General features: G+C 58.6%; 19 protein-coding genes and 1 tRNA gene. 16 read left to right on the forward strand and 4 right to left on the reverse strand.

What is annotated here, in order from left to right:
- The first annotated feature begins 138 nt into the window (after positions 1–138).
- From U0C82_RS16565 to U0C82_RS16580, 4 genes are all read left to right on the forward strand, one after another.
- The gene (locus U0C82_RS16565) at positions 139–1,962 is read left to right on the forward strand and encodes an extracellular solute-binding protein (RefSeq protein ID WP_416186703.1); all 1,824 of its coding nucleotides are present in this window, start codon (positions 139–141) and stop codon (positions 1,960–1,962) included.
- Positions 1,963–2,113: 151 nt separating this feature from the next.
- A tRNA-Met gene (locus U0C82_RS16570) sits at positions 2,114–2,190 on the forward strand.
- A gap of 207 nt (positions 2,191–2,397) precedes the next feature.
- Positions 2,398–3,720, forward strand: a complete 1,323-nt coding sequence (locus U0C82_RS16575) for a tyrosine-type recombinase/integrase (RefSeq protein ID WP_322188640.1) — start codon at positions 2,398–2,400, stop codon at positions 3,718–3,720.
- Between the two features lie 268 nt (positions 3,721–3,988).
- Positions 3,989–4,864 carry a hypothetical protein gene (locus U0C82_RS16580; protein WP_322188642.1) on the forward strand — a complete coding sequence of 292 codons (876 nt, stop codon included), beginning with the start codon at positions 3,989–3,991 and terminating at the stop codon, positions 4,862–4,864.
- 1,073 nt (positions 4,865–5,937) lie between these two features.
- Here U0C82_RS16580 and U0C82_RS16585 read toward each other — a convergent pair.
- Positions 5,938–6,666, reverse strand: a complete 729-nt coding sequence (locus U0C82_RS16585) for a DUF2971 domain-containing protein (protein WP_322188644.1) — start codon at positions 6,664–6,666, stop codon at positions 5,938–5,940.
- 405 nt (positions 6,667–7,071) lie between these two features.
- On the opposite strand from U0C82_RS16585, the gene U0C82_RS16590 reads away from it, so the two are divergent.
- Entirely contained in the window at positions 7,072–7,599 is a 528-nt protein-coding gene (locus U0C82_RS16590; RefSeq protein ID WP_322188646.1) for a MarR family winged helix-turn-helix transcriptional regulator, read from the forward strand.
- 89 nt (positions 7,600–7,688) lie between these two features.
- Here the strand turns inward: U0C82_RS16590 and U0C82_RS16595 are convergent, their stop codons facing one another.
- Positions 7,689–8,078 (reverse strand): hypothetical protein, encoded by a 390-nt coding sequence (locus U0C82_RS16595; RefSeq protein ID WP_322188648.1) that lies wholly within the window; start codon positions 8,076–8,078, stop codon positions 7,689–7,691.
- Positions 8,079–8,678: 600 nt separating this feature from the next.
- On the opposite strand from U0C82_RS16595, the gene U0C82_RS16600 reads away from it, so the two are divergent.
- The 10 genes from U0C82_RS16600 (at position 8,679) to U0C82_RS16645 (ending at position 16,188) form a co-directional block, all read left to right on the forward strand.
- Positions 8,679–9,539 (forward strand): STAS domain-containing protein, encoded by an 861-nt coding sequence (locus tag U0C82_RS16600; protein ID WP_322188649.1) that lies wholly within the window; start codon positions 8,679–8,681, stop codon positions 9,537–9,539.
- 4 nt (positions 9,540–9,543) lie between these two features.
- Positions 9,544–9,912, forward strand: a complete 369-nt coding sequence (locus tag U0C82_RS16605) for an STAS domain-containing protein (RefSeq protein WP_322188651.1) — start codon at positions 9,544–9,546, stop codon at positions 9,910–9,912.
- Positions 9,913–9,929: 17 nt separating this feature from the next.
- Complete coding sequence (locus U0C82_RS16610) at positions 9,930–10,322, forward strand: ATP-binding protein (RefSeq protein ID WP_322188653.1); 393 nt, start codon at positions 9,930–9,932, stop codon at positions 10,320–10,322.
- Complete coding sequence (locus U0C82_RS16615; protein ID WP_322188655.1) at positions 10,319–11,344, forward strand: ATP-binding protein; 1,026 nt, start codon at positions 10,319–10,321, stop codon at positions 11,342–11,344. The genes U0C82_RS16610 and U0C82_RS16615 overlap by 4 nt, the downstream gene beginning before the upstream one ends.
- Complete coding sequence (locus tag U0C82_RS16620; RefSeq protein WP_322188657.1) at positions 11,341–12,468, forward strand: sensor histidine kinase; 1,128 nt, start codon at positions 11,341–11,343, stop codon at positions 12,466–12,468. The genes U0C82_RS16615 and U0C82_RS16620 overlap by 4 nt, the downstream gene beginning before the upstream one ends.
- Positions 12,469–13,196: 728 nt before the next feature.
- Positions 13,197–13,652 carry a DUF6641 family protein gene (locus U0C82_RS16625; protein WP_322188659.1) on the forward strand — a complete coding sequence of 152 codons (456 nt, stop codon included), beginning with the start codon at positions 13,197–13,199 and terminating at the stop codon, positions 13,650–13,652.
- A 2-nt stretch (positions 13,653–13,654) separates the two neighbouring features.
- Complete coding sequence (locus tag U0C82_RS16630; protein ID WP_322188661.1) at positions 13,655–13,933, forward strand: hypothetical protein; 279 nt, start codon at positions 13,655–13,657, stop codon at positions 13,931–13,933.
- A complete protein-coding gene (locus U0C82_RS16635; RefSeq protein ID WP_322188663.1) occupies positions 13,930–14,805 on the forward strand; it encodes a hypothetical protein in 876 nt (291 codons plus the stop codon). Before U0C82_RS16630 ends, U0C82_RS16635 begins: the two co-directional genes overlap by 4 nt.
- Before the next feature lie 76 nt (positions 14,806–14,881).
- Positions 14,882–15,901 (forward strand): 3'-5' exonuclease, encoded by a 1,020-nt coding sequence (locus U0C82_RS16640; protein ID WP_322188665.1) that lies wholly within the window; start codon positions 14,882–14,884, stop codon positions 15,899–15,901.
- A gap of 17 nt (positions 15,902–15,918) precedes the next feature.
- A complete protein-coding gene (locus tag U0C82_RS16645; RefSeq protein ID WP_322188667.1) occupies positions 15,919–16,188 on the forward strand; it encodes a hypothetical protein in 270 nt (89 codons plus the stop codon).
- Between the two features lie 214 nt (positions 16,189–16,402).
- Here the strand turns inward: U0C82_RS16645 and U0C82_RS16650 are convergent, their stop codons facing one another.
- The gene (locus U0C82_RS16650; RefSeq protein ID WP_322188669.1) at positions 16,403–17,695 is read right to left on the reverse strand and encodes a hypothetical protein; all 1,293 of its coding nucleotides are present in this window, start codon (positions 17,693–17,695) and stop codon (positions 16,403–16,405) included.
- A 72-nt stretch (positions 17,696–17,767) separates the two neighbouring features.
- Here U0C82_RS16650 and U0C82_RS16655 point away from each other — a divergent pair, with 72 nt between their 5' ends.
- Entirely contained in the window at positions 17,768–18,091 is a 324-nt protein-coding gene (locus U0C82_RS16655) for a DUF6626 family protein (RefSeq protein ID WP_322188671.1), read from the forward strand.
- Positions 18,092–18,142: 51 nt separating this feature from the next.
- On the opposite strand, the gene U0C82_RS16660 is transcribed toward U0C82_RS16655, so the two are convergent.
- A complete protein-coding gene (locus U0C82_RS16660) occupies positions 18,143–20,758 on the reverse strand; it encodes a hypothetical protein (RefSeq protein ID WP_322188673.1) in 2,616 nt (871 codons plus the stop codon).
- Positions 20,759–20,847 lie beyond the last annotated feature (89 nt).

The following is a 20,847-nucleotide window of genomic DNA, read 5'->3' on the forward strand; positions in this document are numbered from 1 at the left end:
TTGCCACATTCCTTAACGGGGCGTTCCGTCTGACGCAAATAAGGCCAATTGAAGACCTAGGGCAGGGCGGAACAGACGATGGAGGGACCTTGTGCCGGGCCTGAAACCTCCGCCCGATTTCCATGGAGACCGATCTTGATGCGCATGCCTTCGACAGCCGGTATCGTTGCCGGTGTGCTTTTCCTGGCCCTTGGCCTTGCACCGACCGCTCCGCGCGCAGAACCGACGCACGCGCTCGCCATGCAGGGCGAGCCGGCCCTTCCTGCCGATTTCCAGCACATGCCCTATGCCAATCCGGATGCCCCTCAGGGCGGGACGATGCGCTACGGCGTCTACGGCAATTTCGACAATCTCAATCCGGTGATCGTGCGCGGCGCGCTGACCACCGCGCGGGGGATCTGGTTCGACCGCCAGTTCGGCAATCTCGTCTTCGAGCCGCTGATGCAGCGCAGCCGCGACGAGGCCTTCACCATGTACGGGCTTCTGGCCAGGACGGTGGAGACCGACGCGGAACGCACCTTCATCGAGTTCCAGCTCGATCCCGAGGCGACGTTCTCGGATGGAAAGCCGGTGCGCCCGGAGGACGTTCTCTTCACCGTCGAGATGCTGCGCGAGCACGGTCGCCCGTTCTACGCCAACTGGCTGCGGCCGGCCAAGACGATCGAGAAGGTCGGCGAGCACGGCATCCGCTTCACCTTCGACGAGACGGCCGACCGGGAGACCCCGCTTCTCATCGCCGGGCTTCCGGTCCTTCCCGAGCACGCCTTCGATCGCGAGACGTTCGAGCGGACGACGCTCGAGCCGGTGATCGGCTCGGGGCCCTACGTGATCAAGTCGGTGAAACCGGGTCAGCAGATCGTCTACGAGAAGGACCCCGACTACTGGGCGAAGGATCGGCCGATCACCCGCGGTTTCGACAACTACCAGACCATCGTCATCGACTATTATCGCGATTCGAGCGCGCAGTTCGAGGCGTTCAAGAAGGGCAACAACGACGTCTATCTCGAAGGCGATCCGAATCACTGGCGGACGGCCTACGATTTCCCTGCGGTGCGGGACGGCCGCGTCGTCAAGGAAACCTTCGAGGTGGGGGCGCCGTCCAACATGCTCGGCTTCGTGTTCAACACGCGCCGCGAAAAGTTCGCCGATCCGAAGGTGCGCGAGGCGCTTGCCATGCTGTTCGATTTCGAATGGGCGAACACCAACCTTTATTACGGCGCCTACGAGCGGACGGCGTCGTTCTTCGAGAACTCCGAGCTCTCCTCCGCCGAAATTCCGGCGAGCGAAGCGGAAAAGGCGCTGCTTGCGCCGTTTCCCGACGCCGTTTCGCCGGAGGTGATGGACGGCACCTACGCGCCGACCGTCAGCGACGGCTCCGGCGGCGATCGCACCGTGCTTCGCGAGGCGCTCCGTCTGTTCAAGGAGGCCGGCTACGACTTCAAGGGGCGCACGCTGGTGGGGCCGGAGGGACGGCCGCTCAGCTTCGAGATCCTGACCCAGTCCTCCGAGCAGGAGCGCATGGCGCTGGCGTTCAAGCGCACGCTGGAGCGGCTGGGGATTTCGATCACGCTTCGCACGGTCGACGATTCGCAATATCAGGCCCGCAAGAACGGGTTCGACTATGACATGATCATCGCGACCTATGCCGCCTCGCTCTCGCCGGGTGCCGAGCAGGTCTATCGCTGGGGCTCCATATCGAAGGACGTCGAGGGCTCGTTCAACTATGCGGGCACCGCCGACCCCGCGATCGATGCCCTGATCGAGGCCATGGTGGTGGCCCGCACGCGCGAGGACTTCGTGACCGCCGTGCGTGCCTATGACCGCGTGCTCGTCTCGGGCCATTACGTGATCCCGCTGTTCCACCTGCCCGAACAGCGCCTTGCCCGCTGGGCCCATGTCCGGCATCCGGACGTGACGCCGCTCTACGGATACTGGCTGCCGGCCTTCTGGATCGAGCGATAGGCGGCGGTCCGGTCCGGCGGCCGCCTGGCCGCCGGACGGCATCCGTTCGCGTCCGGGTGATTGCGCGACGACCCCGTTGACAGGCGCGCTCGTCCCCGCCTATAGAGCCCCCACGATTTGGAGCGCTCCGCGCGGGCGCAGACAGACGTATGGCGGGGTAGCTCAGCTGGTTAGAGCAGCGGAATCATAATCCGCGTGTCGGGGGTTCAAGTCCCTCTCCCGCTACCATCCATTTTCCCTTGTAGATCAATAGCTTGCCAGAGAGTTTGAAGCCGCTCTTTGCATCCGGCTGTGCTGGTTTTACGCTAGCACAGTCCCAGCACAGCGCGGGAAGAAGTGCTTTGTTATCAAGGCTTCCGGTACGATGCCTTCGAGGGCCTAGCACAGTTTTAGCGCAGAGCAGGGCACCAACGTAACGCCATTGGAGCCGGGCCGATGTCACAGAACGTGTCCCCGCCGTTCACCCTTTTCCAGCGAAAGGGCAGCAAAAACTGGTCCGTGCGGTTCAGCATGAAGGGCCGTCAAATTCGCAAATCTCTGGAAACGGACGACGAACGTCAGGCCCAGCGCAAGGCGTATGAGGTCTGGGCCGAGGCCAGCTACCGCGCGAAGAGCGGCCTGGAGCCCACGGTGATGCCGTTCTCCAAGATGGCCGAAGCTTTCATCGAACAGCTGCTCAAAGAGGTGGAACGAGACGAGCGCAGCACGCATCATGCCCGGGATTGGCCGCCGGTTATTCGTCGTTACCTCGTGGGCTTCTTTGGCGATCGGCCTGTGGATGCGATTACCGAGGCGGACCTCGAACGGTATGTGGAATGGCGGCGCACCTATTGGACAGACGGTCCGGGCAAGGACATCACGCATATTCGGTACGAGCGAAACGGACGGGCCCTGAAGCGCGGGGTCAAACGGGAGACACCCTCGTTGAGCCGCCAACGGGGCGAACTGGTGATCGTGCGGTCGGTGTTTTCGCAGGCCACGAAATGGGGATATGTGCGGTCGCTGGAAGTGCCGGCGATCAAAGTGCGGCGGCGCGTTGACAACCGCCGACCCAGCTTTGAGCCCGACGAATACGCGAGGCTTATCGAGACGAGCCTATCGCGTCTCGTTGACCCTATCATGCTGCACACGGACCCAGCCGACGCACGGATCACGAAAGCCAAGGACGGCCGGCAATGGCGTCTGGACCGACTGGACGATCATACGCGCCGCGATCGGATTGCCCTTCACTGCTACATCGAGATCTCCGCGCTGACGGGTATGCGGCCCACCGAAAGCAAGAACCTCAATTGGGGCGATGTTCTGGGCTATCGCGATGCCCGCAAGAAGCCCATCGGCGAGCGTGACATCCGCGTTCGGGTTCGGGGTAAGGGCAAGAGCGGAACGCTTGTGCCGCAACTGGCGGCGCTCACGTGGTTCGACATGCTATGGGATGTGTTCGAGAAGGGCACCGGACGCGAACCCATCGATGAGGACCCGGTGTTCGCGAACATCGATGGCAGCCGCATTCAGAGCTTCAAGAAGAGCTTCTCCGAACTGCTACGCGTGTGCGATCTCCAGACGGACCATCGCGGTGTGCGACGAACCTCTTATAGCCTCCGGCATTTCCACCTGAGCCAACAGTTGGCCCATGGCGTTCCCATCCATGACCTGGCTCGGAACACCCGCACCTCCATCACCATGATCGACAAGCATTACGCCCAGGTTCAGGTGGAGCGAATGAAAGACAGCCTTCGGCCGGAATGGGGCGCGCGATAGGCTGGACAGGGCCAGAACCGGACCGACTCCTTCAGGACATAGTAGGCGGAAAGCTGACATTCGGGTTTCGACCCTTCCACGACAAAGGCGACAGTCGCTACGCCGCTTCAGAGCGCACATTGCCACTGGCTTACTCTTGCAGCACCACGAAGGCAAAAAACGCTATTATGGAACGGCAATATCCGCATGCGCCTTGAATCGCCAATCGCAACAGGGTTTGATCCGGCCAATCCGGTGATTGGCACCAACAGCGGGCAGTTCTTAGAGCATGACACTTTCCGGCGTCCTCAGTTCGCCTTTCCAGAAGCGAATTTTTCTTTTCACATCGTTCGTTGTGTTGGCTGTCTCAGTCGGCGGCGTTTTCCTGATCGCAATCCTAGCGCCGCCCACACCCATCTGGAGCGCCCTCAGCAACCTGCTCATTTCAGTCGTGGCTAGCGGCGCCTTCGCCCTAATGTCTGGCCTCTACCTTACCTACCTATTCGTGGATCCCAACGATCTTGCCGCAAGATCCTCGATTCTGCCTCAAGACATTGGAACGGCACTGGAGCGGATTGCGTCCAACGCCACGGACTACAGGATATTCGTGCGGACGGGTCGGCACTTTCGATCCGACATACTTCCAATCCTCGTTAGACAAGCACGACAGTCGCGGCGCAGGATGCAAGTCCGGGTCATATTGCTCGATTTGCGCAACGCGGCGGTTTGCGAGCGTTACGCGAACTTCCGACGCACGTCGTCCTTCGACCATAAGCTTTGGAGCGTCGACCACGTACGAACGGAAGTGCTCGCGACCATACTAGCTCTGATCCAAGCATCGCGAGAAAACCTTGGTCTGATCGACATTGAACTTTTTCTGACCACGCGTCTTTCGACATTTAGGATCGAGGGGACTGCCGACGAACTTCTGGTGACGCGTGAGGATCCGAAGGACACCGCAATGCGCTTTCGAAGGTCCGATAGCGACTACTCGGCCTTTTCGACCGAACTTGACTGGATCTGCGCGGACGCGTTTAGAGTTGAGAACCAAGGAGACGGGAGCTTGCCCACAGCTATCACGTCGATCGTCTATGACAAGGAGATCATCCGCTTGGAACCTAAAGCGAAATCGAGCCTCGCGAACCCATCACCGTATGTCCGCTGAATGCTTTTCATTCCTGAAGCATGAACGTGTTCGGTCAACCCCTGCGGATATCCTCCTAGCCGAGATAAAGGCTTGGCTCATCCGCACGAATCCCAGCGCCCTTCTTCACCCACATGGCTTCCATGTCGTACTACTAAGCCGGTCAGACGAAGAGGAATGGCGCTTTCACTTCTGGCCGCAGGCACCCCGCGTCATCGCCGGAATGCCTGCCTTTGTCCATACGCACGACCGACATGTGGATAGCTGGATCCTACAGGGTCGCCTTACAAATATTAGGTACAATGTGCAGACCGTGCCAGTCGGCGGAAAGCCGCTCTACGAGGTGGGCTACGCTGGGGATCGTTATCGATCGACGACCTCGAACGTTCTTCGCAGGACGGCGTTCCGGGTTCAGGCCGATGTCGTGAGCGAGGCGACGATGAAGTGTGGCGACTCGTATCGGGTGGGCCACCACGACTACCACGAAGCCGTAGTTCCGGATGATCTCTGCACGGCAACATTGGTCCGTATGCACGCCCGTGCACCAGGAGCAGTCAGGGTCGTCGGATTAGATGGGTTTCCCGAGACGATCAACTTCCTGCGAACCGAACTGAACGCGGAAGCCTTTGTCGGCAGTTTGGCGCCGCAGACGTAAGATCGGTCGGGTCACCTGCCAAGCCTCTCTTTTTCCGCAACGTCGCGAACAGCCGTTGGTTGTGACGTTGCCCCCAAGTTTTGTCCAGCCAATACGTTCGCCGCGGCGCAAGCAGGAGACCGTCGGCAACCGTTCCGTGAGCATCGACGTGGAGCACGGGCCTCAACCCCTGCTCGGCCTCCGTTGTCAGCTGCTTGAACAAATCGCTTAGTTCGGCGCGGTTCCGAACGACATACGCGATGACGGGGAAACCGCCGGCAATGGCGAGGCACCCAAGGTCTTCGAGGATGCGCCGGCTTGGCCCCATCTCCTGTTCCGGCAGCGAGTGGTTCCACACGATCGCGTTGGTCTGCAGCGTTTCCGAGATCGTTAGAGCGGTGTCCGAATAGGATAGCACTTTGGTGGGTCTCGCGTTGCTCTCATGCCTGCTCGTTTGGCCTCAGACATAGCGGGGTCGGCCGAGAAGGGTGGAAAGCTCGAGGCGATCGCTCAGCCCGGCGGCTACCACATGTTGAGCGACCGTGGCGCGCTCGGTTGCGGTGGTGGTCGAGCCGAGCACGATACGTGCGATCAGAACGGGAAAATCGACATCGACAAGGATGCCGTGTTCAGGAACGCGGACGCCAAATTCCTCCGCCATTCGAACGGAGATTGCGAGCCGGTATTCCCGCTCCCATTCAAAGGCCCTGTGCTTGAAGAAGAACCGGTCGAGCATGGCAACACGGCGCATCCGAATCTGGGTTAGGTCGACATATTGGACCGGACCACCCCATAGATCCTCGACGCCATATTCCGGTTTGAGACGGAAGGGCTTGAAGGCGGCGCGCATGCGATCGGGCGTCGTGCAGATGGCGATGCCCTTGTGCTCTCCAGCGTAGAGCTTCCACATCGCATCGCTCTCATAAGCGGCGCGGTGCCAGCAGCTTATCTTGGTCAACCGCTTCAGTTGGAAGAAGGCATGCTCCGCGCTCTCCATTCCGGCGTAGCGCGGATCAGGCGGCGGCACATCCAACTGGACGGCGACGGCGCCTTCGAACGGATCGATGAACTGATTGGCCGAGGCGAAATAGAGCCGGCTCTCCGCCAGCGTTGAAAGGAAGCGCTCCAGACGGAAGTATTTCCAGAGCGTTTCATTGCCCTCGACATCAGTGTCGCCAACCTTTCGCATGATACCCCCACGATGCTGCGACACCGGAACCTTCATAGCGCAACCCGGACGCCCAGGCCAAGAACTACTCACTGGTCTATCGGCTCGGTCGCATCGAGCTCGTCAGCTCTATGATGTCAATGAGAACGCCCAATTGTAATGGATGCGCCATCGATCGACGGCTGGTGGATGTCTGCTTTCGGTCGCCGGCTGGCTTCAGCCGAACGGCCGCAATGGGCGCAATGCTGCCGGCGATCCCATACTCTACGAACTTTTGAACACGCTCGCTTTGGAGCAATATGGCGCACATTCCAGATTGTTTAGCTGGCTTAAAATTTCACAACTTTTAACGCGGATTAGCTATCGCCACGGAATACAAAATGTCGCTAAAAAATTAGCGGCACCGGCAACAAATGCGAGCGAGCGATGGATTGTTACCAGATTGCTTTTAAACAGCGGCAGCCTTGCGAAAAAATTCGGAAAGAGACGAGGGAGTCTGACGAAGCCGATCTCACCGCTTCCCTGCTTACAATGTCGAAAACGGTACGTGCCCTGATTAGCTTGCGCCTCGCGGGGATTGGATTTCATAGCGGGCAGAACGAAGCACTTCTTCTTCTCGATCCCGATATGCCGATTGCTGCTCGGGACCTCGCAGAAAAACTTGACGTGCATCCCCAGACGATAGCGAAAAGAATGGACCCGTTAATCGCCCGGGATTTCGTGACTGAAACCCTTGATGCCAACAAGAGCCGCAAAATGATGCTGCAACTGACGGACGCAGGGATAAAGGCGCGAGACGAGATCATGCAGGTTCACGCTGCAATTAATGTCGATGTTCTTGCGATGCTCAACGAAGATCACCCCCATGCCATGCTCGAAGAGCTCGGAGAGTTGAAGCGATCTCTCGCGAAAAGGCTGTTGCGCGTTCGCCGAGCGACAAATGCTGAGTCGTAGGAAGATGCATGCTCCTCCCTGAGCGATAATGGTGCGTATGGGCGCGAAGCGGTCGTTAGCGGGAATGTCAACCTCACACCGAAAGCCGATCAAACATTTCGCTTTTGAGGCTTCCGTCGCACATACCCAGCGGAAACAGTAGCGGCGATCTCCGATTGCAGCTGCCGTTGACCGAGGATCAGCCCACGAACGGCCACACGAGCATCGCCACCCACAAGGCCGATGGCTTCGTTGACATCCTCTTCGATGTCATCGGTGGGATGTTCACTCTGCTCACGATGCTCGCCCATCACGGTCTCCGTTGATCGATTCGTTGTCTTGATGATCGCATCGAGAGGATCACAACGAAAGCAGTTTGTTCCGTATTCGTTCTCGTGCAGAATGCCCAAATGGTTCAGACGATTCGAAACTTCGCAGAGGGACTTCGGCGCGGCCTTGGCATCCGTATCCACTGCGTTTGCGGCAAGCGAGTGGTTCACCGGTGTTCGGATTTTCGTGAAGCCATCGCGCCGACGGCGGATATTGAACAGTTGCCGTTTCGATGTTCGTGGTGCGGTGAGAAGCCCAGCTATGTGCGTTTCACAGCGCTCGAAGGTCTGGATCGGGAAAGCTTAAGTCAATGGTCGCCGGACAAACGAAAATGGTAGGAGAACAGTTGAGCTTTCGCGCTAGTTTTCGATGAGAACGTCGGTTCGGCAACACAGGCCAAAACGCCCACACCATGTTCTTAATGGTCAGACGTTTCCATCGACCGACCACGTTGGGATGAACCCCGTGCTTCCTGACCAGTTCGCCAAAGTCAGCTCACCCACATTTGTATCCAGCGCGACCGTGGCTTTGGATTCTCTGGAATACCGCGTCTTCTTCCGAATTCTCGGATCGTCCTCATCACCAAGTGATCCAGTCTAGGCATTGGTCCAGTATTCCGAACGCACCTCCACGGTTCCAAATTTAGCTAGAGAGAGCCGTAAATGTTCATCGCGTTGACGGACACTGCCCACATGCTTCACAAGAAGCTCAATTTGTATTGTCAAATCCCTCGCGCCACCGACGCCGACATTTGAACAGAAGGTAATGATATGGCGAAAGAAGTGACGACTGCGTCGATCCTTGTTGATGACTACGACCGGGTGTTGGCGGGTTGGCTGAAGGTTCAGTCGAAGGAGGGCGTCAAGCGTACAGATCTCGTCTCAGCCAAAGAATCGGAAAAGCAAAGTCGTGCTCTGCTGAGCGCTATGGCACGCGTGATGCCCGACACCGCCAACGACGACGGCTTCGACCTGTCCGACTCCGGCTGGGCGCCCGTCCGCGAAACACTAGAGGAAATTGCTGAAAACCGCACCGAACGCGGCGTCTCGACGACCGAGATGGGCTGGTTCATCGGCTCACTCAAACAGCCTCTCCTAGAAGTTTTACAAGCCGAACACGGCGAAAATCCAAAGATTCTAATGAAGGAAATCTGGAACACGACGCGGATTGTCGACCAGATCGTCCTGCATGCGATCGAAACTTTGGTGACGAAGCGCGAAGCGATCATCGAGCGCCAGCGCGCCGAAATGACCGAAGTGTCCGCACCGGTCGTCAAGATCTGGGAGCGCATCGTTACGGTTCCGCTGATCGGGACGCTCGATTCGTTCCGCTCCCAGACCGTAATGGAAAATCTTCTGGACGCTATTGTCCGGTGGGAGGCCGAGATCGCCATTATCGACATCACCGGCGTCTCTACCGTAGACACTTTGGTGGCGCAGCATCTTCTGAAAACGGCCGCAGCAGTTAGACTAATGGGCGCCGAATGTGTGATTTGCGGAATTAGTCCTAAGATCGCCCAGACGGTGGTAAATCTCGGCGTCGACCTTCCCAACATTACGACCCGTGTCGATTTGCAAAGCGGCCTCGCCTATGCGTTCGATCGGATCGGCGTTGCCCCGGGTCAGCGGTAAAGCCGTGACCCAGGTGAAAAGCAACTTTCCCATCATCACTATCGGCGGCTGCGTCATAGTCGCTATCCGTGACGATCTCGACGATCAGGATATCGTCGCTTTGCAGGATCAATTGGTCGAAGAAGTGGCTCGCAAAGGCGCCCATGGGGTAATAATCGACATTTCCAGTCTTGAGATCGTCGACACGTTTGCGGGCCGCATGCTGGGAGCTATGGCCCAGATGGCGCGGATGATGAACGCCCGGACGATCGTCGTAGGAATGCGACCTGCCGTAGCGATGACCCTTGTCGAACTCGGCATGACGCTGGATGGCGTGGAGACGGCGCTCACCGCTGACCGGGCGATCAAGACGATCATGTCCGGCCGTGCATAGCGACTGGTGCTGACTCGATGACAACGGTGACCTTAGCAAAGTCGCAGGACGTTGCCTTTGCGCGGCAAGCTGCGATGAAAGCGATGGGAGAAATCGGCGCATCCGCAGTCAAGCGTACCAAATTCGTTACCGCCGTATCCGAGATCGCGCGAAACGCCGTCAACTATGGTCGCGGCGGTCGCATAACCTTCGAGATCGTTGGATTGGGGGCGAACCGCAGGGTCATTGCGCAATGTTCGGATCGCGGGCCGGGGATCGAAGACGTCGATCTCGCCCTCTCGGACGGATACAGCACTGGCAAGAGTCTTGGCCTTGGGCTCGGCGGTGCGAAACGCCTAGTCGATCGGTTCGACATCACGTCCTCGTCAAGTACCGGGACGATCGTTACGCTGGAATGTGGTCAAAGATGAAATCTCTGCCTGTCATCGAAGAAAGCCAAGTTGGCACTGCGCGCCGGACTGCCGTACAGGCAGGCAAGGCTGTCGGATTACCGGACGATGCACTGGAAAGGCTGGCAATCGTTGTCACCGAAGCCTGCACCAATCTCGTGCGCCATGCAGTCAATGGCGAGCTTCTTGTCGATGCGCGTACAGCGAGTGGAAAAGGCGGCCGGGGGCGCATCAAGGCGTCGGTCACGATTCTGGCGATCGACGACGGACCCGGGATTCCGAACGTCGAAGCCGCGATGGCCGATGGCTATACAACTGTCACAGAAGAGCCGCGCGGCATCGGCGGCGGCATGGGCTCAATGCAGCGCCAGGCCGACCGCTTCGACATTTATAGCGGTTCGCATGGTACGACGGTGATGGCGACGGTCGGCGAAACGCCCGGTCCAGTCTCCTCATCTCCTTACGATGTCACCGGATTGATCGTCCCCATGCCCGGCTTTGACGCCGGTGGCGACGCGTTTGCGATCCGGCCAGGGAAGCATTCAACGATGGTGATGCTCATGGACGTTCTCGGCCATGGCCCAACCGCCGCCGAGGTCGCTTCGACCGGTCTAAAGGCCTTTGATGTGGCCGGATCTAAGTCCCTGGAGGATATTGAACGACAGGTCGCGGACGCGCTAAGTGGTAGCCGTGGCGCCGCCGCTCTCATCGTTGAGATCCCGCATGCAGCGGGTAAATTGCGGGCCATGGGCCTCGGTAACGTCCGCGGTTCTATCCACACTTCGGACGGCAACCAGTACGGCATTCCTTCGCAGCCCGGCATTCTGGGAGCTGCTACAAGGCGCCCCCGTCCGACTGAACACGATTGGTCAGATGACGCGATGCTGATCTTGAGCACGGACGGCCTAAAAAGTTCTCCACGTGTTCCGGAGCCGCGCTCGCTGTTCTTTCGAGAGTCCGGTATCATTGCCGCGACACTCTATAAGCTGCGGCGGCGCGGCAGCGACGACGCCGGAATCGTCGTCGTGAGGCCGCATACATGAAATCGGTGGTGACCTCCATCAGTCTCGAACTGGACGGCGACGTCACTCATACGCGTCGCTCAGCGTTGCTGATCGCCAAGGTCGCGCAGGCGCCGAGCCGTGACCAGATCCGCTTTGCCACTGCCGTTTCTGAAATTGCCCGCAACGCCTATCAATATGGCGAAAACGGCGTAGCCGAATTCTCATTCAACACCACCAGCCGCGGCGTACGTCTTCTCGCACGCGTTCACGATCGTGGGCATGGAATTAGGGACGTCGATGCAATGCTGCGGGGCCGTCACCAGTCGCATAAGGGGCCTGGTCTCGGCTTAAGCGGATCACAAAAACTCGTCGACGACTTCGTCATCAACACCAGTGAGGCGGGCACCATTGTTGAGCTTGCACTCAACCTGAAGACTGTGAATGCACCGGTCGATTTGGCTAGGACTGCGGCCGAAGCGCTCGTCACTGCAACCCACGGCTCGCCTGTCGAGGAATTGAGCGAACAGAACCGGGCACTACGTGACGCGCTTGCTGAACAGCAGTTTCTGCTACGCGAAATGCATCATCGCACTAAGAATAATCTCGCGATCATCCAATCGCTTGCCCTGATGCAGGCTCGTCGGTCCGAACACGCGGAGACACGCCGCGCTCTCAACGACCTGACCGGCCGTATTCAGGCCTTCGCCAATGCGCACAACCTGCTGCACCGAGCCGACGACGTCACCCATGTTGACATCCGCGAACATATCGAGACGCTAACGGAACGATTGCGTGTCGCTCTTGCCCAGAGTGGGCTCGCCATTGAAACCGAAGGCCCCCCATTGCTGGTATCGTTCGATACGGCAACGGAACTAGGACTAATAATCAATGAGCTTGTGACGAATGCTGCGAAGCACGCGCCCTCAACGAATGACAGAAACAGCGTTGTAACGATTACCGCAGCGCGTGTCGGAACCAAAATAAGATTGACCGTCGCTGACAATGGAATTGGTCTTGCAAATGCAGAGGAAACGCTTCGTGCATCAAAATCGCTTGGCTGGAAAATCATCGAAGGTTGCGTGCGAAAACTAAATGGCTCGATAGCAGTTGATGGATCGGCGGGCTTGGTTGTCGATGTCGAATTCGATCAAGGACCGTTTTGAAACATTCGATACGGTCGACGAGTAACGAGAAAACTACGAAGGCGGACTGTACCTAATTAAGCCGAACCTGAGATCTTTATGTGCAATCTCAACGCGTTCACAAAAGGCCAAGCAGCGATCCGCGAATCCACGAAGGCTCTAAGCGATACTACTGGCAATCTGCCCGCAATGACGCCCGCACCATTGTAGCTCGAGGTTCGCGACATGACGGCTCCGAGCACGAAGAGTAGTTCTACGCGACGCGCAACGAAGAGATCCGCTGCGTACAACAAAGCCGCCAAGAGTTTCCTCCGGCGGCTCAGCGTGTCCGAAACGGACAGTGCGACTTTCTCGGCGTGGTTGCCAGTACATCCGTGGTCAACGATCCGAGAAAGATCCTGGCGCGCAAGCCCTTTAAGGGGCGCGCTGCACGCTACGAAGATGGGTAACATTTACGCCTTGTGCAAGGCTGAAAACGGATCTGCCTTGTTGTCGATGGGGTGTTTGCGGCAATCGCAATGCTCGGTGAGTTCGCCCGCGTTCTTATCGCGTCGATCTTTTTGAGAGACATGAAGGATGCGAGGACGGCGCGCGCAGCGAAGCTATCCGACTTATCAGCTGGTTGCAATGGGCTTTGCCGTCTTGGTGTCGAGGCGCTGGCTTCGTGCGTTCTGACAATCTTCGGTTGCTCTTTGAGTTCATCGGCATCGTTATCCGGGATATCGACAACGATGTTTGGGAACGAAGCAATGACCCATTTGAAGGCACTGAAGTTGGCCACAGCGGAACCCATGAACGCGCAGGCAGATCCGGTGAAGCGGACCCGCGCCAAGGTCATCGAGGCGCTGGCCGAGCAGAAGCGCGCGGCAGAAGCGAAGATCGCCGGCGAGGCGTTCGTGCCCACGCACATGGTTTGGCGCAAGAACGAAGCCGACGAGCGCGTGCAGGTGGAACAGCGCAAGCGGTTCCGGTCCGCTTGGTTCGAGAATGCGGCGGGCCAGACGTTCTTCTCATTGCGCTATGCGGGCAAGACCATCGAACTGGCCAAGGGCAAGAACGCGATTGAGATCGCCGAGTTCACGCAGCTTCCGGGGCTCATCGACACGCTGATCGCCGCAGTGGATGCGGGCGAGCTGGACACCCAGCTGGGCGAAGCCGCCGCCGCGCGCAGCCGGGCGCTTCGGTCCAGCAAACAGGCAGCGTAGACATGGGGCAGGGCGGCAACTTCGTGCGCCCGACCAGGCCGGCTTTCCAACAATATGAACGCCTTTACGAGGACCTCGCCGCTTTGGACGAGGTCCTTCGCCGTGTCACCCTTCGGATCGGGCAGGCCGAGGTTTCCGAAGATCAGCGCGCGGCGGCGCTGATTAACGTCGCCAGCTTGATGAGGATCGCGGCACGGCTTGATGCGAACCTGGCGAGCTGGAGTCTCGGCGAGCGCAAACCCAGCATTCTCTTCCCGCCGAAACGAATGAAGCCCCAGTGACGCGAAACCTCGACCTCATCATCCGCGCCGCGTCCTTGCCGATCGTTCTGGCGTTCAGTCAAGCCAGAATGTTCGGGCTTTTCCTATCGGTCGCGATCCTCGCGCTGGCGTTCACGGACGTGGAAATAGTACGGGTCGTAGTCTATGGGATCATCGCGCTGATCGCCTCGAACATCGCCACCATTGCTGCGCATTGGGGTTCAAGATTTCTGGCCATCACGATCGTCGTTGGCGCGCTGTTTGCGGCCTGGGAGGCCGAATACATCTTCCGAATGGTGATCCCCACCGCGGAAAGCGTGAGGATCACCGACAACGTTCCCATCAGCCTTTCGCAGAGCATCTCCGGGAACACTGTTCGGGTCAGCTTCACCAATCTCAGCGCGATGTGGCTGGAGAGCCTGCGGATTGAATGCCAAGGCTATTACCGCGACGGCACGCCACGCGAAAAGCCGTGGGGGCGGAACGGTGCGGGCATCGGGCATTGGCTGGCGCCGGGTGACAGCGTGAACTCGGTTCGAGTCTTCGAGGCTCGGTTCGACGACGTTGACCGGTACGACCTCAACCGATCGGAATGCCGCGTCGCGCACGCGGACTTCCGGCGCATGCCGGAACAACTCCCGAGGTTGGAGACGGAGACCACGGAAACCGGACGGCTGCGGTTCGTCGTCACCAACACCACGGACTACGCGATCGACGGCATTTGGATCTCCTGCATGACCCGGGACGGTTTCCGAACCACAGTGCCGGTGGAGCCGGCCTATCAGAGCGCCTTGCACTTCACGATCGCCCTAGGAAGCTCGATCACGCTGATGCCAACGACCGCACGCTTCGGCTTGCAGGACTGCCGCATCTACGCGCTACGGGCTCTCTGAGCGTCCTGCCGACTGGGCGTAACGCCGCAATCAGAGTAAGATTGCCTCACGACAGGGCGGGAATGGCGTAGCGGTGATGACGGATATTGAGAAACAGCGATACGCCGGCAACGCGCGACAGGCCGACCTCTTCGCTACGGAGCCGGACAATGCTCCGGCTGCGCGAGCACCCGGCAACAGCAACAAAAAGGCGCAGGCCTTCGTCTGGCCCATGGCTCGGGATGACGAAGAACGCGTCGTTGAAAAGCTGCAAGAAACCGGACGGTACCGCATTCAGCGCCAGCTAACACCGCGCCCCATCGTGCAAAACCACGTGGTCGTTCCGGGCCAGAGCATTGGCATCATTCTGGACACGGAGACGACCGGGCTGGATCATCGAAAAGATGAAATCATAGAACTGGGCATGGTGGCCTTCACCTATGACGCCAGCGGTGTGCGGGACGTGATTGGCGTCTTCTCCCAACTGCGCGAACCAGCTGTTCCGATAAGCGCGGAGATCACCAACATCACCGGCATTACCATGGACATGGTGGCGGGCCGCAGCATAGATCCAGACGAAATTTCAGCTTTCATCGCCGGCGCTGAGCTTGTGATCGCGCACAATGCGAAGTTCGACCGCCCCTTCTGCGAAGCCTTTCACGACGGCTTCTCCCACAAGGCATGGGCGTGCTCGGTTGCAGAGGTTGATTGGACGTCTCTTGGTTTTGAAGGCAACAAGCTGGTCTATCTGATCGGCCAGTGCGGCTTTTTCCATAACGGACATCGGGCCGTGGATGACTGCCATGCGCTATTGGAAGTTTTGACGTCCTCGACGGGGGTTTCTGCTGAAAGCGCGTTTCTGCAGCTTGAGGCTTCGGCCGGAAAAGACCGTCTGCATGTGTTCGCACAAAACAGTCCCTTCGATACCAAGGACATTCTCAAAGCTCGCGGCTACCGATGGAATGACGGTTCCGATGGTCGAGCAAAAAGCTGGTGGACTGAAATTGACGAGACTGCCTACGAAGCTGAGCTGAAATTCCTGCGACAGGAGATATATCGGTCGGAGGCTGAGCCCATTGTCCGACGTCTCTCTGCGTATGATCGATACAGGGCCTAAGCGTGAGGATCAAAACCATGACTGATTACGGCGAAGACCCGGAGATTGAGTACTCCGAGCTTTCCGGCCCTTGCACCCAGGATAGCGTCACCGTTGAGATGAATATCTACCGGATTAAAGGCTCGTCCGAAGGATGGGCGTTGGAAGTCGTCGACGCTGAGAACAATTCCACCACCTGGGACGACCTGTTCGCCACCGATGCTGCGGCATTGGAGGAATTCAACAAGGCATTGGCGGAAGTCGGCATTCAAGAGTTCGTTCAGTTTACGCCGACCAACGTCCACTAGCGACCGTCAGCTGGGATCGCGTATGGCTCTGGTTAATGGTTGGCTGAGCTCGGTGGGGCTGCCAGCCGACGATGATCGGCAGCGATACTTTCCGATCCACCGCTCCTACCTTCCCGGTCGGCCGTATCTACGCGCTGCGGACGCTCTCAGGGGCTTCATGATATCGGCAGGACGGTCGGACAGGGCAGGGCGCGTCACGGCTGCCCTCAGACGCTCAACAGCGCGCGTCATAGACTGAACGCGTCAGAGACGCTGAAGCCGAGCATGCCAGCGGCGTTGACGCTGTGTGAGCCAAGTTGGGGGACCGGAGCGCGGCGGCGCTTCGGCACCACGTGTTTCTTAACAAAATTCCGCATCCAGCTTCGCCAGCGGCAAACGTTTCGTCCAGAAGCAGTCGGGCCATGGGGGTTCTGAACGCGCGGTCGTCGACGACGGCAAGCAGTTCTGAATGCCAGTTCGTCTCTTGTATAGTATATTCATACCTAAACCCGACGACACTCTCACACCCAGTTGCTTCTCCATCACCACCATCATCACCAATACCCCGTTGGTTCACACGAACACCCTCGGTTAGAGCCGCTTTTTCTTTCCCTTTGCCCTTGGGTTTCTTTCGAACAAATCGCATCCCTTGAAACCCCCGACCCTCGGCGTGCCATGCCAGCAGCGCCGTTATGTCCTCTCGGCTCCACCACTTTCGCTCCATCGGCTCCGCTGGTTCCTCCGTCTCCGCCCCCGGCACCGGCTTGTCCCGTTTAAAGTCCTCTTCAATCCGAAACTTCAAACTGTATCGGGTTACCCGCTGAATGTTCCGCTCCACCCGGCGGCTCGCATCGAACGCTTGAACATCAACCTGATAGGGCGTTTCATGACCGTACTCCCGCAGTGTCCGGGCGAACTCATCGCGGCTGATCGCACCCAGCTCCACGATCCCATGCAGGTGGGGACACCAAATCGTATCATCCGGCTGCAGCCATTTCTCCTCCACGATAGCCTGGAAGTAGGTTCGCGTGTTGCGACCGGCCTTTTCGTTTTCCCGAACGCTGGTCCGGTCCAGCTCCAGATACAACACCCATTGAACCCCCCGCCATCGCGGGTCTTCCCGGCACTTGCGATCTGCCATGTTGCGCATCCGGCGCTTGGCGCGTTCGAACTCCCCTTGCGCGGAGCTTGGATCCCCGCACGGGTCCAGCAACAGCGTGAGGAATGCCAGCTTGTCGTTGTGAACACCGGCAAAACGTTTCTTGATGGAGATCGCCGTCTCCTTGCGTCGGTAGTTCATGAAGCATCGCGGGCAGGCCGGGATCCGACACGCCATCTGCCCGCCCCATTGGTCCTCTTCTCCGCATTCGTGAAGCCGACTGTTCAGCCCTTCGATCCGCGCGTACGACGCCACCTCGGCCAACTTGTCCGCCTGCGCCTGCATGCCCGGTGACAATTGAATGATCTTACCGGTTCGATGATGGTTCGTCGCGATCAACGCGGCTCTTACTTGGTCTATTGAAGTCATAGCACTCTCCTTTAGTGCTATTTATAAAGTAGGCTCCAAGGTCTCGGCTAAATAAGCCAAAAGGAGCACTTCATGATCCATCACGTCTACCAACGCCTTCGCGACGGCGGCTTCACCCACAGTCAGGTTCACTTCTCGACGGTCTGGTTGGGTCGGAGCTCTCGGTATTATTCGAACCTCATTGCAACCCAGCGCGAGCCCGCCATCGGTACGATGCTTGAGCTCAATACGCGGGTTCTGAGGGTCGCCCTTCACATGGAGCGGGGCCAGAATGCCCACGAGCTTTTGGAACTCGTCGGGCAACTCGATGAGGAGATGTTTCGTCGGATCTCGTATCGAGTGACACTAACTCGATTGAAGGTGGAAACAGAAAAAGTAGGACCCACGAGCCTCTAGCCGGAGCGAGAGTCTGAACAGGATCTGCCTTCGGCAGATCCTGTTAAACGCTTACCACGGTTTGAGATTCAAAGCTTCATATGCCCGTTCCAAGTGATCTGGATGGATCATCGCGACGAGATCCATGTCAGTGAACTCACCGGCGATGGCCTGCAACAGCGGTATCGTGTCCTCATCCACCACGATGCTCTGCGGTGCCAGCTTCGCGCCCTTCCGCTTGGCGTTCTTAAAATCGTCTCGCGAGCTTTCGAACCCCCGATCTCGCAGCCAATCCACGACATCCTGATAGCTGCGGCCGTCCAAGCCGAGCCCCCATTCGTCACGAACCAGCGCGCGCAGGAATTGACGGTACAGATGACCGTAAGAGCCATCGGATCGAATACCTACGCCTTCGATCTCCGAAGTCGAGTCGATGAGGGTTTGGTAGGCCTGCCACGCGGCGACATCGGCTGGGGTCTTCAAGACTCGCTTGTAGCTTCTGGTCCAACCTCGAAAGCGCTCCATCGCGGTGAAAGCCTCATCGGCGGTGGCGAACGGCACGGTGTCGAATGCCACATGGGTTCGCACGAGAGGATCGGCGATTGCCGTGGACGCACCCGCATTGGGTTTGAGCATAAACAAGGGACCGGGAAGACGAACGGAATTTTCCGTGATCTCATGGGGGCGGCGTTTAAAATCGTATTCGAGGTTCAATCGTACGTGGCGAGTGACAGCCACGAGATCGCTTTCAGTCTTCCATTGCTCCTGCAGGCCAATCAGCGAGTGCTGGTGATGACGCTGGTCGGGTTCGCGATCCAGAAACAACCGCAGCATGTATTCGTTGTGCTGGTCCGACGGCACGTCCGGTTTGACCCCGGCTTTGGCCAGCACGATCGGATGACCCGGCTCGGACTGACCCGTCAGCTGCCCACGAGTCTTCAATGCGACCACTTGGCGAACCCGATGCTTCTCTTCGAGTATGTCGTCGGTACCGAACGTGTCCATGCGAAGGCGGCGGAAAGCCATACAGAGCGGGCCATCGAGAACAAGCTCGCTGAACGGCGCGTTCGTGAGAAGCCCATCCGTGGTCGCGCTGACGACGAGCCGATCCTTGGAAACACCGTTCAGGATTTCGCCCAGAACCGCACGAATGAAACCGGTGACGAATGCCGCGGGAAACGCTGCAGTGATCGCTGAGGGCGGCATCTCATTGTATCGGCCGCGCCGAGGATCGAAGACTCGCTTCTGCTTCACGCCTTGGGCAAGCTTCCCGTAAACGCTGTTGCCGATTTCCTTCCAGATCTTCTCGGCGAACGTTCCCTTGCCCGCGCGTCGACGCTCCTCGCTCACATGCTTGGCGAAGCTGCCGAAGATGGGAAACGTGTCGGCGTTCGGAATGATGAGGCCCTGAATGATCTCAAGTTCGGCACCCATTGATCGGGCAAGAAAGACTTCCGGCCCCGTACAGACGCTGATACCTTCGAGCGGGAAGACAAGGGTTTCTCGAACACGGACAGGGAGACAGGGAAACCGGGTGTCCGACGAAAAGCGAAATTTCACGCGAACGGCGGACACGGTGAAGGGGCCGAAATCGTCCACATGCCTGGTCCAGCGAGCGTTCTCGTAATCGAGAGCACGGAGCGCGCACATCGCGGTGGTGTAAGCGCCGGGCAAGTCATAGTCGTGGAACACGCCGACGGGCGTCGGACCGAACCAGTAGCTCTCACCCCGACCGCCTTGATAGGCGATGGCCGCGAACTCCTCGTAAATCTGACGCTCGAATGAAGCCTCGACGGTCTTTCTCGTACGGTATTTCCCTGTGCCCTCGTGAAACTCGGTTTTAGCCACGACCTCCAGACCGAGAGCTTTGTTGAGATCGATGCCGGCTTCTCGGCTCTTCAACTTCAGAAGGCCGATCCCCGCGGAAGCGAGTGTCGTGGGCAGTCGCCGCAGACCCGCGTCGGTCATCATGCGTTTGATTCGAAGACCATATTCCAAGGCAATCTCCGCGTCGTGCAGGGCGTAGCGTTCGAACGCGGCTTTGTCGTTTTTGAGAAGCCGATCCATTCGGTCGATCGTATAACCGGCGGGTAGCGACACTTTCTCCATGCCGATGATATTCGCCGCGATAGCCAATCCGGCTCGGCCCGGCGTCAACAACATGGTGTCGATAAACCGGCACAGCATGATGTGCGGAGGCTTCTTCCCCTGGCGGAAAAACACGGCTTCGGAACTGTGACGGCGTCCCTGAAGGTCTTCATCAGAGACATCGATGACTTCCCGAATTGAGCGAGCCGTAAACGTTCGGCCGAAACCATCGAACTCTCGTTTTCGGGGCCAGAAATCCGTAAACGTTGTGAGATCGGCTCGAAGGAAATGAGCGTAGATCTCGACCCGATCCGGCAAGCCCGGCAGCACCCGTTTTGTGATGGCGAGACGAACCAGACGCTTCAAGAGGGCATTGAGGGAGAGACGATGTCGCTTGGTGGAGCCGGAAGGGTAGACGACGAGCGGGACGCGATGACCGGCGTGATGAAGCACTGCCTGATAGCTAAGGATCTGGTTGTATGGGTTTTCGCCAAGTGGATCCGAACGTGTAACCCATTCCGCATCTATGCCGACCTCGGCAACCAGTTTTGGACGTGCGGGATCGGACGTGTCGCGCGGAGCCGCGATACGATTGGGCATGATGACCTCGAGGAAACGGGGGAGGGGATCGGCGGTGGTGTAGTCGGGTAAAGAGCCCCAATGGGAGACTTACACCAGCGTTTTGAAAG

It is taken from the genome of Fulvimarina uroteuthidis, from assembly GCF_034321785.1.
Taxonomy (GTDB): Bacteria; Pseudomonadota; Alphaproteobacteria; order Rhizobiales; family Rhizobiaceae; genus Fulvimarina; species Fulvimarina uroteuthidis.

Excerpts from the sequence above, each read along its gene's own strand:
- U0C82_RS16565 (WP_416186703.1), top strand. The coding sequence starts at position 139 with ATGCGCATGCCTTCGACAGCCGGTATCGTTGCCGGTGTGCTTTTCCTG.
- U0C82_RS16575 (WP_322188640.1), top strand. The coding sequence starts at position 2,398 with ATGTCACAGAACGTGTCCCCGCCGTTCACCCTTTTCCAGCGAAAGGGC.
- U0C82_RS16580 (WP_322188642.1), top strand. The coding sequence starts at position 3,989 with ATGACACTTTCCGGCGTCCTCAGTTCGCCTTTCCAGAAGCGAATTTTT.
- U0C82_RS16585 (WP_322188644.1), bottom strand. The coding sequence starts at position 6,666 with ATGCGAAAGGTTGGCGACACTGATGTCGAGGGCAATGAAACGCTCTGG.
- U0C82_RS16590 (WP_322188646.1), top strand. The coding sequence starts at position 7,072 with ATGGATTGTTACCAGATTGCTTTTAAACAGCGGCAGCCTTGCGAAAAA.
- U0C82_RS16600 (WP_322188649.1), top strand. The coding sequence starts at position 8,679 with ATGGCGAAAGAAGTGACGACTGCGTCGATCCTTGTTGATGACTACGAC.
- U0C82_RS16610 (WP_322188653.1), top strand. The coding sequence starts at position 9,930 with ATGACAACGGTGACCTTAGCAAAGTCGCAGGACGTTGCCTTTGCGCGG.
- U0C82_RS16615 (WP_322188655.1), top strand. The coding sequence starts at position 10,319 with ATGAAATCTCTGCCTGTCATCGAAGAAAGCCAAGTTGGCACTGCGCGC.
- U0C82_RS16620 (WP_322188657.1), top strand. The coding sequence starts at position 11,341 with ATGAAATCGGTGGTGACCTCCATCAGTCTCGAACTGGACGGCGACGTC.
- U0C82_RS16625 (WP_322188659.1), top strand. The coding sequence starts at position 13,197 with ATGACCCATTTGAAGGCACTGAAGTTGGCCACAGCGGAACCCATGAAC.
- U0C82_RS16630 (WP_322188661.1), top strand. The coding sequence starts at position 13,655 with ATGGGGCAGGGCGGCAACTTCGTGCGCCCGACCAGGCCGGCTTTCCAA.
- U0C82_RS16640 (WP_322188665.1), top strand. The coding sequence starts at position 14,882 with ATGACGGATATTGAGAAACAGCGATACGCCGGCAACGCGCGACAGGCC.
- U0C82_RS16645 (WP_322188667.1), top strand. The coding sequence starts at position 15,919 with ATGACTGATTACGGCGAAGACCCGGAGATTGAGTACTCCGAGCTTTCC.
- U0C82_RS16650 (WP_322188669.1), bottom strand. The coding sequence starts at position 17,695 with ATGACTTCAATAGACCAAGTAAGAGCCGCGTTGATCGCGACGAACCAT.
- U0C82_RS16655 (WP_322188671.1), top strand. The coding sequence starts at position 17,768 with ATGATCCATCACGTCTACCAACGCCTTCGCGACGGCGGCTTCACCCAC.
- U0C82_RS16660 (WP_322188673.1), bottom strand. The coding sequence starts at position 20,758 with ATGCCCAATCGTATCGCGGCTCCGCGCGACACGTCCGATCCCGCACGT.